We start from the raw sequence: 13,125 nt of genomic DNA, 5'->3' as shown, positions 1-13,125 counted from the left end.
ACCACCACCTCGAAGATTTCCAAGAAGATCACCTCCTTGCGTGAGCAGGGCGGTGTGATCGCCCTGGGCCGGGTCCTGACCCTGGTGGTCGTGACCCGGTCCGGGCTCGAGGAAGAAGCGATCGAGGCCGCGAACGAGGCCAGCCGTGAACACCCCTGCCGGATCATCGTCCTCGCCGACGCCGGAGCCCAGGCCCCGAACCGGCTCGACGCGCAGATCCGGGTGGGCGGTGACGCCGGCGCGTCCGAGGTCATCGTGCTCCGCGGCTACGGCGAGCTCGCGCATGAAAGCGAATCCCTGGTCGCGGCCCTGCTGCTGCCGGACGCCCCGATCGTGGCCTGGTGGCCGCACGGGGCACCGGAGAACGCCTGCGAAACCTCCGTGGGCCGGATCGCGCACCGCCGGATCACCGACTCCGCGAACGAAACCGATCCCCAGGCCGCGCTGGAGAACATCCGGGCCACGTACAAGGCCGGGGACACCGACCTCGCCTGGACCCGGCTGACCAACTGGCGGATCCAGCTCGCGGCAGTCCTGGACCAGGTGGACTCCTCCCCCGTGACCGCCGTGGCCGTCGAAGGCGCCTCCGACTCCCCGTCCACCATCCTGCTGGCGGCATGGCTTACCCTGGCCCTGGACGCGCCTGTGACCATCGTCGCGGACCCCGCCGGGACCGGCATCCGCCGGGTCCGGCTCACGCGCCACACCGGCGACGTCCAGCTCTTCCGCCCCGGACTCTCCGTCGCCGAACTCACCCAGCCCGGACAGCCCGCCCAACGCATCTCCCTCCCACGCCGCAGCCTCAAAGACTGCCTCGCCGAAGAACTCCGCCGCCTCGACCCCGACGAAGTGTTCGGCGAAGTGATTACTATTGGACTGCCACGTACCAATCTAAGGAGTGTCCGACCCAGTGAGCGTTGAGCCAAGAGTTAGCATCCATCCTGATTCGTCCGTCTTGATGGCCGCCATTGCGGCCCGCCTGATCACCAAGCTGGTGGATGTGCAGGACAAGCACGGTGAGGCCACGGTGGTGCTGACCGGCGGCACAGTAGGCATCGGAACGCTGAAGGCTGTTGCGGATTCCCCGGCGGCGCCGGCCGTCGACTGGTCCAGGGTGAACTTTTGGTGGGGTGACGAGCGCTTTGTTGCCGCGGACCATCCCGACCGGAACACCAGGCAGGCGTTTGCTGCACTCCTGTCGAGCATTCCGGTTGATCCTGCAAGGATCAACCAGCCAGCCTCCTCGGATGACTTCGACACGCCCGAGGAAGCCGCCGAGGACTACGCGCGCAGGCTCCGGGAAGCAGCCCAGGCCGAACACGCTGCCGACATGTCCGACGACCGTCCGGACGAACCGGGAGAACTGCCGCGGCTGGACGTTGTGCTGCTGGGCGTTGGCCCGGACGCCCACGTGGCCTCGCTCTTCCCGGAGCAGGGCGGAATCCGGGAGAAGGAGCGGACAGTCGTTGGCGTCCGCAATTCCCCCAAGCCGCCGCCCCAGCGGATCTCGCTCACGCTTCCCGCCATTAACACGGCTGCCGAGGTCTGGATGGTGGTGGCCGGCGAGGACAAGGCCGGCGCTGTTGGCCTGGCCCTGGCGGGCGCCAACCCGGTACAGGTGCCGGCGGCCGGCCCGCGGGGAACATCCCGCACGCTGTGGCTTATCGACGAAAACGCAGCGTCACGCGTCCCGCAGCAGCTCGTCCGGAAGGACGCCGCCGGCGCGTAGCCTTTCCAGCGCTCCGGCCAGGACAGCTTCGGCATCCTGGTCGGAGCGCCGTTCTTTAACGTATTCAAGGTGGCTCTTGAAGCCTTCGTCCAGCGGGTCCGGCAGGTCGGCTTCCTTGCCGTCCCGTGATGCCGGAGCCCCGCAGCGCCGGCAGTCCCAGACCGTGGGAAGCTGCTCATCCGGCAACCGCAGGAAAACAAGCTGGGTCTCATGCCCCTTGGCGCACCAAAAGGAAACCCTGATACGGGGCACCCTTTCGCCCGAGGCAGCTTCGGTCTGGTTCTTGGGACCGGCTCCTTCTGTGACACCCACCCGGGTGCCGCGGAACGCTGACGCACTATGTACCATCGGGACTCCTGGCTGCTTAAACGACGCTGCTTAAACAAAAACTGTGGCTGTTGGAAGCCAACAGCCACAGTTTAGTTCGGAGATCCCCATCGCGGCAGTGCCGGGCGACGATCAGTTGCAGGGGCTATGAGTCCCCTGCGCCGCTGAAGCGCATAACCAGGCCAAGGGCGATGATCACGACGCCCCAGGTAACGCCCAGGACCACGGTGAACCTGTTCAGGTTCCGCTCGGCCACGCCGGAGGAGCTGAGGCCGGAACTCATACCGCCGCCGAACATGTCCGACAGCCCGCCACCCCGGCCCTTGTGGAGGAGGATAAGCAGGGTCAGCAGAAGGCTGGTGATGCCCAGGAGAATCTGCAGAATGACATGAAGAACGTCCACGACGGCCTTTCAGAAGATTGGAATTGCGGGAGCCTGGAGCTTCGTGACGGACTAGTCCGTCACGAAGTGACTCTCGAACCTGACAATATTAGCAAACTCCGCGGGATCGAGGCTTGCCCCGCCGACCAACACGCCATCGACGTCGCGTTCCTTCAGGATCGCGGCGGCATTGTTGGCCTTGACCGAGCCGCCGTAGAGCAGCCGGATCTTCGCCGCAACGTCATCGCCGAAGAGCGTGGCCAGTTCCGCGCGGATGGCGGCGCACATTTCCTGGGCGTCCTCCGGCCCGGCCACTTCACCGGTGCCGATGGCCCAAACGGGCTCGTAGGCCACCACAAGCTTTGCCGCCTGCTCGGCCGTCAAACCGGCGACGTTCGCCCGGAGCTGTGTCAGCGTGTGCTCGACATGCGTGCCGGCCTGGCGGATTTCCAGGCCTTCCCCCACGCAAAGGACCGGAGTGACACTGTGCTTGAACGCTGCCTTGACCTTGGCGTTGAGCACTTCGTCGGATTCCTGGTGGATGGTGCGGCGTTCACTGTGCCCCACCAGGACGTAGCGGCAGCCCAGCTTGTTCAGGAACTGGCCGGAGGTGTCGCCCGTGTAGGCGCCCGAGTCGAACTGGGAGAGGTCCTGGCCGCCGTAGGCTATGTCCAGTTCATCGCCCTGAACGAGGGTCTGCACGCCGCGGAGGTCGGTGAATGGCGGGAAGACAGCAACCTCGACCCGGTTGTAGTCGTGCTTGGCGTCGGACAGGGTCCAGGCCAGTTTTTGCAGGAGGGTGATGCCCTGGACGTGGTCCATGTTCATCTTCCAGTTGCCTGCAATGAGAGGCGTGCGGTCAAAAGCGCCGTTCGTTGACGTAGTCACGTGTTCTCCAAAAGTGCTTGATATGTATGCGGCCGGCAGGGTGCCCGCGGGCACCCTGCCGGCCGGAGGACTTGGCAGTCCAGGTTCCTAACGGTCCAGGACGCTGAGTCCCGGGAGTTCCTTGCCTTCGAGATATTCCAGGCTGGCGCCGCCGCCGGTGGAAATGTGCCCGAACTGGTCGTCAGCGAAACCGAGCGTCCGCACGGCGGCAGCGGAGTCGCCGCCGCCGACCACAGTGAAGGCGTCGACCTCAGTCAGGGCCTGGGCCACGGCACGGGTTCCGCCGGAGAATGCTTCGAACTCAAAGACGCCCATGGGCCCGTTCCAGAACACAGTTTTGGCGCCCTTGATGCGGTCCGCAAAAGCGGCTGCAGAGTCCGGGCCGATGTCCAGGCCGATGCCCTGGGCACCGAAGCGGCTGCCCTCGATGCCGTCCGCGGGGACAGTCTCGTAGTCAGCGTCGGCCGCGAACTTACCGGCCACCACAACGTCGGTGGGCACAATGAATTCGGTGCCTGCACCGGCAGCCCGTTTCAGGTAGTCCTGGACAACCGGGATCTGGTCTTCTTCCAGGAGGCTACCGGCCACGCTGTGGCCCTCTGCTGCCAGGAACGTGAAGAGCATGCCGCCGCCCACCAGGATGGTGTCGGCTTTGCCGATGAGGTTGTCGATGACCGCCAGCTTGTCGGAGACCTTGGAGCCGCCGAGCACCACCACGTAGGGCCGCTGCGTGTCAGCTGTCAGCTTCCGCAGGACCTCCACCTCAGTGTGCACAAGGTCGCCCTGGTAGGACGGGAGCCGGGTGGCAACGTCGTAGACACTGGCATGCTTGCGGTGCACGGCACCAAAGGCGTCGTCAACGTAGGCGCCGTTGGCCCCGGTCAGGGCCACCAGTTCGTCCGCGAAGGCGCCGCGTTCGGCGTCGTCCTTGCTGGTCTCCCGGGCGTCGAAGCGCACGTTCTCCAGGACGAGGACTTCGCCGTCCTGAAGCGAGGCGGCGAGTTCCTTAGCGGAGCTGCCCACGGTGTCCTGCGCGAGCGAGACCTTGAAGGCGGCAAGTTCGGCGAGCCGCGCTGCGGCAGGCCGGAGGGAGTACTTTTCCTCCGGAGCGCCCTTGGGGCGTCCGAGGTGGGCTGTTACCAGCACGCGGGCACCGGCGTCCGTGAGCTTTCCCAGTACTGGCAGAGAGGCCCTGATGCGGCCGTCGTCAGTCACTGTAGAGCCGTCGAGCGGCACATTCAGGTCACTTCTGACAAGAATGTACCGCCCGCGGACACCTTCAGCGATCAGTTCGTTGAGGGTGTGGAATGTCATGTGTCTAACCCTAGCCCAGCTTGGCTGCGACGAGCTCCGTGAGGTCCACGAGGCGGTTGGAGTAGCCCCATTCGTTGTCATACCAGGAAACAACCTTGACCTGGTTGCCGATGACCTTGGTCAGGCCGGAGTCGAAGATCGACGACGCCGGGTCCCCGACGATGTCCGAGGACACGATCGGTGCGTCCGTGTAGGTCAGGATGCCCTGGAACTCGTCGGACTCCGAAGCCTTCTTCAGCGCCGCGTTGACTTCATCGACGGTGGTCTCGCGGGAGACCGTGACGGTGAGGTCGGTGGCCGAGCCGGTGGGGACGGGCACGCGGATGGCGAAGCCGTCCAGCTTGCCCTTGAGCTCGGGCAGGACCAGGCCGATCGCCTTGGCCGCACCCGTGGAGGTGGGGACCATGTTGATGGCGGCGGCACGGGCACGGCGGAGGTCGTTGTGCGGGCCGTCCTGCAGGTTCTGGTCAGCCGTGTAGGCGTGGATGGTGGTCATCAGGCCACGCTCGATGCCGAAGGTGTCGTTGAGGACCTTGGCCAGCGGGCCCAGGCAGTTGGTGGTGCAGGACGCGTTGGAAATGATGTTGTGCGCCGCGTTGTCGTACAGGCCCTCGTTGACGCCCATCACGATGGTGATGTCCTCGTCGGAGGCAGGTGCGGAGATCAGGACCTTCTTGGCGCCTGCGTCGATGTGCTTCTGCGCGGCAGCGGCCTTGGTGAAGAAGCCGGTGGACTCGATGACGATGTCAACGCCCAGCTCGCCCCAGGGCAGGTTGGCGGGATCGCGTTCGGCGAGAACCTTGATGACGTTGCCGTCGACAACAATGTTGCCGTCCTTGACCTCAACGGTTTCCTTCAGGCGGCCGCCGACGGAGTCGTACTTAAGCAGGTGGGCCAGTGCCTCAGGGCTGGTGAGGTCGTTGACGGCAACGATCTCCAGGTCCGCGCCCTGTGCGAGGGCTGCGCGGAAGTAGTTGCGGCCGATGCGGCCGAAGCCGTTGATACCAATACGGGTCGTCACTTGTTCAGTCTCCTTGGTGCTTGATTAAGCACAAACTAGTTGAGCGGGCATTGAAGCCAACTAACAGATCCCGCACGCCATTGGGCAGAGATGATTAACAGATCGGAGGGCGACCAGCCACATTGCTGAAGGCAGACCGCCTTCCGTGATCCATCTTACGTTTAAGTAGGTCCGCCCCCGCAAGTGCGGGGGCGGACCTTCCACATTCCGGCCGAAATCACGCCGAAATGTGAAGTTTGTTACACGCTCATGTACTGCGGGTCACTACGGCAGGGTGATGAGGCCCGTGGCGTTGGTGCGTGCAGCATCGAAGCGCTTGGCGACATCGGCCCAGTTGACGATGTTCCAGAAGGCCTTGACGTAGTCAGCCTTGACGTTGACGTAGTCCAGGTAGAAGGCGTGCTCCCACATGTCCAGCATCAGCAGCGGTGTGGTGCCGAGAGCCACGTTGCCCTGCTGGTCGTAGAGCTGCTCGATGACCAGGTTGCCACCGATCGGCTCGTAGGCCAGGAAGCCCCAGCCCGATCCCTGCAGGCCAAGGGCAGCCGCGGAGAACTGTGCGCGGAAGGCGTCGAAGGAACCGAAGGCATCGTCGATGGCAGCTGCCAGCTCGCCCTCAGGCTTGTCGCCGCCGTCCGGTGACAGGTTGTTCCAGAACACCGAGTGGTTGATGTGGCCGCCGGTGTGGAACGCGAGGTCCTTCGAAAGGCGGTTGATGTTGGCGAAATCGCCCTTGTCGCGCGCCTCTGCCAGCTGGGCAAGGGCGTTGTTGGCACCTGCAACGTAGGCAGCGTGGTGCTTGCTGTGGTGCAGCTCCATGATGCGCGCCGAAATGTGCGGCTCAAGCGCCGCGTAGTCGTAGCTGAGTTCTGGCAGTACGTACTCGGTCACAAAATCCTCCAATGTCGTGGACGGTCTGTCCGGGTTGTAACTCTCGGATTGTGCATCCGGATGACTGGCATCCGGATGATCAGGGTGAACGCTCTGATTCTAGGGGCGCCGCTACTCGTCCAGCATCTCAGGCGTCACATTGGCATCAGTGCCAGGGATCCCCAAATCGATGGCCCGCTTATCCGCCATGGCCAGGAGTCGGCGGATGCGGCCGGCGATGGCGTCCTTGGTCATTACCGGATCTGCCAGGCGCCCCAGCTCGTCCAGGCTCGCCTGCTTGTGGGCCACCCGGAGTTCGCCGGCGTATTTGAGGTGGTCCGGGACGTCGTCACCCAGGATCTCCAGTGCCCGGTCAACCCTGGCACCGGCGGCCACGGCCGCCTGGGCGGAGCGCCGCAGGTTGGCGTCGTCAAAGTTGGCCAGCCTGTTGGCCGTGGCCCTGACTTCCTTACGCATCCTGCGCTCTTCCCAGACCATCAGGGCGTCGTGTGCGCCCATGCGGATAAGCAGGGCGGCGATGGTGTCGCCGTCGCGGATCACCACACGGTCCACTCCCCTGACTTCGCGGGCCTTGGCCTGGATGCCAAGACGGCGGGCGGCACCAACGAGGGCAAGCGCGGACTCGGGACCCGGGCAGGTGACCTCAAGCGATGACGAACGGCCCGGTTCCGTGAGGGAACCGTGGGCCAGGAAGGCTCCACGCCACACGGCCTCGGCGTCAGCGGCCGAGCCGTTGACGACGGCCGAGGGAAGCCCCCGCACCGGCCGGCCGCGGCCGTCCAGGAGGCCTGTCTGCCGGGCCAGGGACTCGCCGTCGCGGACTACCCGCACCACATACCGGCTGCCGCGGCGCAGTCCGCCGCCGGAGACAACGATGATCTCGCTCTGGTGGCCGTAAACCTCAGCGATGGCTGCCCGGAGCCTGCGCGCCGTGGATGCGAGGTCAACCTCGGCTTCGATCACGATCCGGCCCGAGATGATGTGCAGGCCGCCGGCGAAGCGCAGCATTGCCGAAACCTCAGCCTTGCGGACTGAAGATTTCTTTATGTCCAGACGGGACAGTTCTTCCTTGACCGATGATGTCAGTGCCATGGCACCTTCCTAACTGTTCCCAAAAATGTCGTGGTACGCCGCTGCCAGACGCAGGGGGTCATGGACGGGTCGGCGGCCCGACGCCCCCACTTTACCCAAGACAACCTCGGCGCCGATCATCCCGGCGGCTTTCTCGAACTCCTGCCGGTCCGGCACTGACGCGGGATCCGCCAGGACAACGTCGACGCTGAAGTCCGGCGCATACCGGCGCAGTGCGTACAGGTGGTCCGCCGCCGACATGCCCGTGGTCTCCTTGGTGTCCGTCGCCAGGTTCATAGTGAGGCAGCGTTTTGCGGCTGTGGCACTCAGGGCGGCACGCATTTCCGGGAGCAGCAGGTGCGGCAGCACGGACGTGTACCAGGATCCCGGCCCCAGGATGACCCAGTCAGCCAGTTCGATGGCTGTCAGGGCTTCAACGCATGCCGGCGCCTGTTCGGGCAGGAGCCGGACGTGCTCCAGCGAGCCGGCAACGGCGCATCTGGCCTGTCCGCGGATTGTCTGGAGCGCCGACGTGCCGTCAGGTGCAGTGACGCGGATGTCACCTTCAATGGTCAGCGGAACGGTGGACATGGGCAGGACCTGTCCACGGGCACCGAGCAGGGCGCCGGCCCACTTCAGGCCGGCCACGGTGTCGCCCAGCAGCTCCCAAAGGGTGACGATGAGCAGGTTGCCCATTGCATGCTCGTCCAGCGATCCACCGCTGCCCTGGCCGGGCCGGAAACGGTGCTGCATCACGTCGCGCCAGGTGCGTCCCCAGTCCGTGTCATCGCACAAGGCGGAGAGCGCCATGCGCAGGTCTCCGGGCGGCAGGACGCCGTACTCGTCGCGCAGACGCCCTGAAGACCCGCCGTCGTCCGCCACAGTGACAATGGCGGTCAGCTCGGAGGTGAGCAGCCGCAGCGCCGAGAGCGAAGCGGACAGTCCGTGCCCGCCGCCGAGCGCCACGACGTTGGGGCCCTTGTCCTGCTGGCCGGCTGCCGTTCCGCTGGAAACCGGTACGAGTGGGAGGGGCCCGGTGAACATCCCCATTACTCGCGGCCCAGATCCCGATGGGTGGTGGTCACGGTCACGCGCGGATACTGTGCCAGTTTCTTGGAAAGCTCGACGGCGACTGCCACGGACCGGTGCTTGCCGCCGGTACAGCCGACGGCGATGGTGGCGTAGTGCTTGTTTTCGCGGCGGTAACCGTCCAGGACGGGCTCAAGCGCCAGGACATAGCGGTCCACGAAGTTCTTAACACCTTCCGCCTCGAGGACGTAATCGCTGACATCCTTGTCCAGGCCCGTATGCGGGCGCAACTGCGGGACCCAGTGCGGATTCGGGATGAACCGGACGTCAGCAACGTAGTTGGAATCCACCGGCAGGCCGTACTTGAAGCCAAAGCTCATGACGTTGAGCCGCAGTGCCACCGGGCCGGTCTCGCTAAAGAGTTCCGTGATGGCGGTAGCCAGGGCGTGGACGTTGTAGGTCGAGGTATCCAGTACGACGTCGGAGCTGTCGCGCAGTTCCTTGAGCACCTCCCGTTCGGCTGCAATGCCGTCGAGGATGCGGCCGCCTTCCTGGAGCGGATGGGGCCTGCGGCCCTGCTCGAACCGGCGGACCAGGACGTCGTCTTTGGCGTCGAGGAAAAGGACCCGGAACTTGACACCACTGGCGGCGAGGGCCCCCAGGGCCGCACGGACGTCGACAAAGAGGCCTTTGCTGCGGACATCCATCACCACGGCCAGCCGCGGAATGGACTGCGGCGCGTGGGAGACAATCTCGGCCAGGGTGCCGAGCATCTGCGGCGGCAGGTTTTCCACGACATACCAGCCATGGTCCTCAAGTGCGTCCGCGGCGGTGCTGCGTCCTGCCCCTGACATACCGGTGACCACCAGCAGTTCCGCTTCGAGGGGCTTGACCGGCGTCAGCCCGTCCTGCTCCGTCCCGGATTCCGCCGTAGAGTCTGCCATTCGTTCCGCCCCGTTTCTGTCCAGATGAAGGCAGGCACCCGCAACGGCGGAAACCTGCGTTCCTTACCCTACCTAGGTTTCAATGATTTCGCCGGTGGCCATATTCACGGCCGGAAGCGCATCGCCGGCCGTGTCGTCGCCGCTGAAGTGGGCCACGATGGCGTTGGCAAGGGATGGTCCAATGCCCTTGGCCGCCGTGAGCTCGGCCGCGGTGGCGGCTTTCACGCCTTTGACGGATCCGAAGTGGGTGAGCAGGGCCTTGCGTTTGGACTCGCCAAGGCCCGGCACTCCGTCCAGCGCCGAGACGGTCATGGCCTTGCCGCGCTTCTGCCGGTGGAAGGTGATGGCGAAGCGGTGGGCTTCGTCACGGATCCGCTGCAGCAGATAGAGTCCCTGGGACGTCCTGGGCAGGATCACGGGGAAGTCGCTGTCCGGCAGCCAGACTTCCTCAAGGCGTTTGGCCAGGCCCACCACGTAGACATCCTCAATGCCAAGGTCCGCCAGGGCCCGGGCTGCGGCGTTCACCTGGGGCTTGCCGCCGTCGACCACCACCAGGTTGGGCGGGTACGCGAATTTTGCCCGCGGGGCGGCCGTAGTGGTGTCCAGGACCGCGGCATCAGCGGCTGCTTCCAAGGCGGCCTGGTGCCCGGGCAGGGTGGATGCCTGGGACTGCGCCGACTTGTCCTGCAGGTAATGCCGGAAGCGCCGGGTCAGGACGTCGTGCATGGCGGCGGTGTCGTCTGCCGCGGCGGCCCCGGTGACGGAGAATTTCCGGTATTCGGACTTCTTGGGCAGCCCGTCCTCGACCACCACCATGGACGCCACGACGTTGGTGCCCTGGACGTGGGAGACGTCGAAGCATTCGATCCGCAGGAGCGCCACGGGCAGGTCCAGGGCTTCCTGCAGCTCCTGCAGTGCCTGGGAGCGCACGGTGAGGTCGCCGGCGCGGCGGGTCTTATGCAGTTTGAGCGCGTGCTCGGCGTTTTCACGGACGGTGGACATGAGCGCGGCCTTGTCGCCGCGCTGCGGCACCCTGACATCCACCTTGGCTCCGCGCAGGCCGCCGAGCCATTCCGTCAGCTCGGCGGCGTTGCTGGGTTCGACGGGCACCAGGACTTCGCGGGGCAGCCTGCCATGGCTGTCGCCGTCGTCGCCGTAGACCTGCTGCAGCAGGTGTTCCACCAGATCCGGGGTAGTGGCGTCCTCCACTTTTTCCACTACCCAGCCGCGCTGGCCACGGATCCGGCCACCCCTGACGTGGAACACCTGGACGGCGGCTTCCAACTCGTCCTCGTGCAGCGCGAAGACATCGGCGTCGGTATCGTCGGCGAGCACCACGGCGTTCCGTTCAAAGACCTTCCGCAGGGCGGAGATGTCATCACGGAGCCTCGCCGCACGCTCGTAGTCGAGAGTGCCGACGGCGTCGGCCATCTCCTTTTCGAGCTTGGTGATGAAGCGTTTGGCCTCGCCGCCCATAAACGCGCAGAAGTCCTCCGCCAGGGCCCGGTGTTCCTCGGGAGTCACCCGGCCAACACACGGGGCGGAGCATTTGTCGATGTAGCCCAGCAGGCAGGGCCGGCCGCTCGCCTGGGCCCGTTTGAGGACCCCGGCGCTGCAGCTGCGGACGGGAAAAACCCGCAGCAAGGTGTCCATGGTTTCCCGGATTGCGCCGGCCGTGTACGGGCCGAAGTACCGGGTTCCCTTGCGGCGGTCCCCCCGCATGACCTGAACCCTGGGGAGTTTCTCGCTCATGGTGAGGGCCAGGTACGGATACGTTTTGTCGTCGCGGAAGACCACGTTGAAGCGTGGCTTGTATTCCTTGATCCAGGTGTACTCAAGCTGCAGCGACTCCAGCTCGCTGCCCACCACTGTCCACTCGACACTGCTGGCCGTGTGAACCATTGCGTGGGTTTTGGGCAGCAGGCCCGCCGGGTTCGCAAAGTAGGAGTTCAGGCGCGAGCGAAGGCTTTTGGCCTTGCCGACGTAGATGACCCGGCCGTGGGGATCGCGGAACCGGTACACCCCGGGATTGGTGGGAATTTCACCCGTCTGGGGCCTGTAACTTGCTGGATCTGCCACTACTTCATTCTACTAACGCCTAGTCCGCGGCCTTGCTCTGGTTGTAGCTGGTGGAGCGTTCCTGGCCGCTGAGTTCGGCGATCGCATCCATGATGCGGTCCGTTACCTGCCGCCGCGCCGGCAGCGAATGATCCGGGCCGGTTTTATCGAAGTACAGCGGCTCCCCCACTTTCATGGTGAAGTGGTGCGGCTTAAAGCCCTTCTCACCCGCGGGCTGCAGGTTCTCCGTCCCGATCAGTCCAACTGGGATCACGGGAGCTCCGGTTGCCAGTGCAAGCCAGCCCACGCCGGTGCGGCCGCGGTAGAGGATGCCGTCCCGTGAGCGCGTGCCCTCTGGGTAGATGCCGATGCCTTTGCCCGCTTCGAGGATGTCCAGGAGGGTTTTGAGCGCCTGGACGCTTGCTGCCTGCTCGCCGCGCTCCACGGGGATGGAGCCCACGGACTCGAAGAAAGATTTCATGACCTTGCCCTTCACGCCACCCGTGGTGAAGTACTCGGCTTTGGCAAAGAAGGCCACGGGCCGCGGCATCAGTGCCTGGACAATGACGCTGTCAAAGAAGGAAAGATGGTTCGGGGCCACAATGAAGGGCCCCTCTTTCGGGACGTTTTCAAGGCCGACGACGGCGGGCCGGCAGGTGCCCGCGACGAGCCCGCGAAATGTCCAGCGGACCGCCTCAAACAGCGCCATCGTTGCGCACCTCACTCATCGCGGCAGCGTGGATGGCTTCGAGGCGCCCGATGGCGGCAACCATGCCCGCGGTGGTGTCCACCACGGTGACGGCCCCGGCTTCCTCGAGTTCGCCGTCGGGAGCGAAACCCCAGCCCACGCCGATGCAGTCAAGCCCGTTCGCGATGGCTCCCGCCACATCCTGGGCGCGGTCACCCACCATAACGGCGTGCTGCGTGGAGAGGTCCGTCAGGGCCGCGGCGATGATTTCTGCCTTCCCCACCGGACCGTCCGTTGACGATTCGTTGTCTGCCGAACCCCTGATGGACTGGAACAGGTTGGCGATGCCGTGGTGGCGCAGCACGATCTGGGCCAGCCCTTCGGGCTTCTGCGTGGCGACGGCCACTGGCCTGCCTTCGGCCGCGAAGGTCTCCAGCGCTTCCCTGATCCCGGGGTACAGCCGGCTCTGGGCTATCCCAGTGGCCAGGTAGTACTGCCGGTACGTCCGGATGACCTCGTCAAGCATCTCGGCCGGAACCTTGCAGACACTCTGGAGTGCGTCGCTGAGTTTGGGGCCGATCATCGAGTTCAGGACGTCCTGGCCAGGAACCGGCAGACCTGCGGCGGCAAGGGCTGCTGCGATTCCGCCGGATATTCCGCCGGCCGGATCGACAAGAGTGCCGTCCAGGTCAAAGATCACGGGCACTGTTGTTTGAGTCACCGGCTTAGTTTCTCACGACACCGAGCATGCCTGAAACTCCCATGCCCGACACGGCATACGTC

The 13,125-nt window shown here is 65.3% G+C and carries 14 protein-coding genes; 2 read left to right on the top strand and 12 right to left on the bottom strand.

Going from position 1 to position 13,125, the window contains the following annotated elements:
- Nucleotides 1–921: glucose-6-phosphate dehydrogenase assembly protein OpcA (locus tag ACVWY0_RS17540; protein ID WP_485837799.1), on the top strand; the 921-nt coding region annotated here is incomplete at its 5' end.
- Nucleotides 911–1,729: a 6-phosphogluconolactonase gene (gene pgl, locus ACVWY0_RS17535; RefSeq protein ID WP_485837798.1), complete on the top strand. Its 819-nt coding sequence runs from the start codon at nucleotides 911–913 to the stop codon at nucleotides 1,727–1,729. The genes ACVWY0_RS17540 and pgl, both read left to right, overlap by 11 nt.
- Here pgl and ACVWY0_RS17530 read toward each other — a convergent pair.
- From ACVWY0_RS17530 to ACVWY0_RS17475, 12 genes are all read right to left on the bottom strand, one after another.
- The gene (locus ACVWY0_RS17530) at nucleotides 1,682–2,077 is read right to left on the bottom strand and encodes an RNA polymerase-binding protein RbpA (RefSeq protein ID WP_485837797.1); all 396 of its coding nucleotides are present in this window, start codon (nucleotides 2,075–2,077) and stop codon (nucleotides 1,682–1,684) included. The genes pgl and ACVWY0_RS17530 overlap by 48 nt on opposite strands.
- Nucleotides 2,078–2,201: 124 nt before the next feature.
- Entirely contained in the window at nucleotides 2,202–2,459 is a 258-nt protein-coding gene (gene secG / locus ACVWY0_RS17525; RefSeq protein WP_056339782.1) for a preprotein translocase subunit SecG, read from the bottom strand.
- A 51-nt stretch (nucleotides 2,460–2,510) separates the two neighbouring features.
- The gene (gene tpiA, locus ACVWY0_RS17520; protein WP_485837796.1) at nucleotides 2,511–3,326 is read right to left on the bottom strand and encodes a triose-phosphate isomerase; all 816 of its coding nucleotides are present in this window, start codon (nucleotides 3,324–3,326) and stop codon (nucleotides 2,511–2,513) included.
- Between the two features lie 87 nt (nucleotides 3,327–3,413).
- Nucleotides 3,414–4,640, bottom strand: coding sequence for a phosphoglycerate kinase (locus ACVWY0_RS17515; RefSeq protein ID WP_485837795.1), 1,227 nt, complete (start codon nucleotides 4,638–4,640; stop codon nucleotides 3,414–3,416).
- 10 nt (nucleotides 4,641–4,650) lie between these two features.
- Entirely contained in the window at nucleotides 4,651–5,661 is a 1,011-nt protein-coding gene (gene gap / locus ACVWY0_RS17510; RefSeq protein WP_485837794.1) for a type I glyceraldehyde-3-phosphate dehydrogenase, read from the bottom strand.
- A 264-nt stretch (nucleotides 5,662–5,925) separates the two neighbouring features.
- Nucleotides 5,926–6,552: a superoxide dismutase gene (locus tag ACVWY0_RS17505; RefSeq protein ID WP_056339769.1), complete on the bottom strand. Its 627-nt coding sequence runs from the start codon at nucleotides 6,550–6,552 to the stop codon at nucleotides 5,926–5,928.
- A 111-nt stretch (nucleotides 6,553–6,663) separates the two neighbouring features.
- On the bottom strand, nucleotides 6,664–7,644 hold the full coding sequence (gene whiA / locus ACVWY0_RS17500) for a DNA-binding protein WhiA (protein ID WP_056339766.1): 981 nt from the start codon (nucleotides 7,642–7,644) through the stop codon (nucleotides 6,664–6,666).
- A gap of 9 nt (nucleotides 7,645–7,653) precedes the next feature.
- Entirely contained in the window at nucleotides 7,654–8,673 is a 1,020-nt protein-coding gene (locus ACVWY0_RS17495) for a gluconeogenesis factor YvcK family protein (RefSeq protein ID WP_485837793.1), read from the bottom strand.
- Nucleotides 8,673–9,596 (bottom strand): RNase adapter RapZ, encoded by a 924-nt coding sequence (gene rapZ / locus ACVWY0_RS17490; RefSeq protein WP_058932525.1) that lies wholly within the window; start codon nucleotides 9,594–9,596, stop codon nucleotides 8,673–8,675. The genes ACVWY0_RS17495 and rapZ overlap by 1 nt, the downstream gene beginning before the upstream one ends.
- 72 nt (nucleotides 9,597–9,668) lie before the next feature.
- Nucleotides 9,669–11,675: an excinuclease ABC subunit UvrC gene (gene uvrC / locus ACVWY0_RS17485; RefSeq protein ID WP_485837792.1), complete on the bottom strand. Its 2,007-nt coding sequence runs from the start codon at nucleotides 11,673–11,675 to the stop codon at nucleotides 9,669–9,671.
- Between the two features lie 19 nt (nucleotides 11,676–11,694).
- Complete coding sequence (locus ACVWY0_RS17480) at nucleotides 11,695–12,363, bottom strand: lysophospholipid acyltransferase family protein (RefSeq protein ID WP_485837791.1); 669 nt, start codon at nucleotides 12,361–12,363, stop codon at nucleotides 11,695–11,697.
- Entirely contained in the window at nucleotides 12,350–13,063 is a 714-nt protein-coding gene (locus tag ACVWY0_RS17475) for an HAD hydrolase-like protein (RefSeq protein ID WP_485837790.1), read from the bottom strand. The genes ACVWY0_RS17480 and ACVWY0_RS17475 overlap by 14 nt, the downstream gene beginning before the upstream one ends.
- Between the last annotated feature and the right edge of the window lie 62 nt (nucleotides 13,064–13,125).

It is taken from the genome of Arthrobacter sp. UYNi723, from assembly GCF_054057635.1.
Note: the sequence above shows the minus strand (reverse complement) of the source record. Positions and strands in the feature narration are given on the sequence as shown.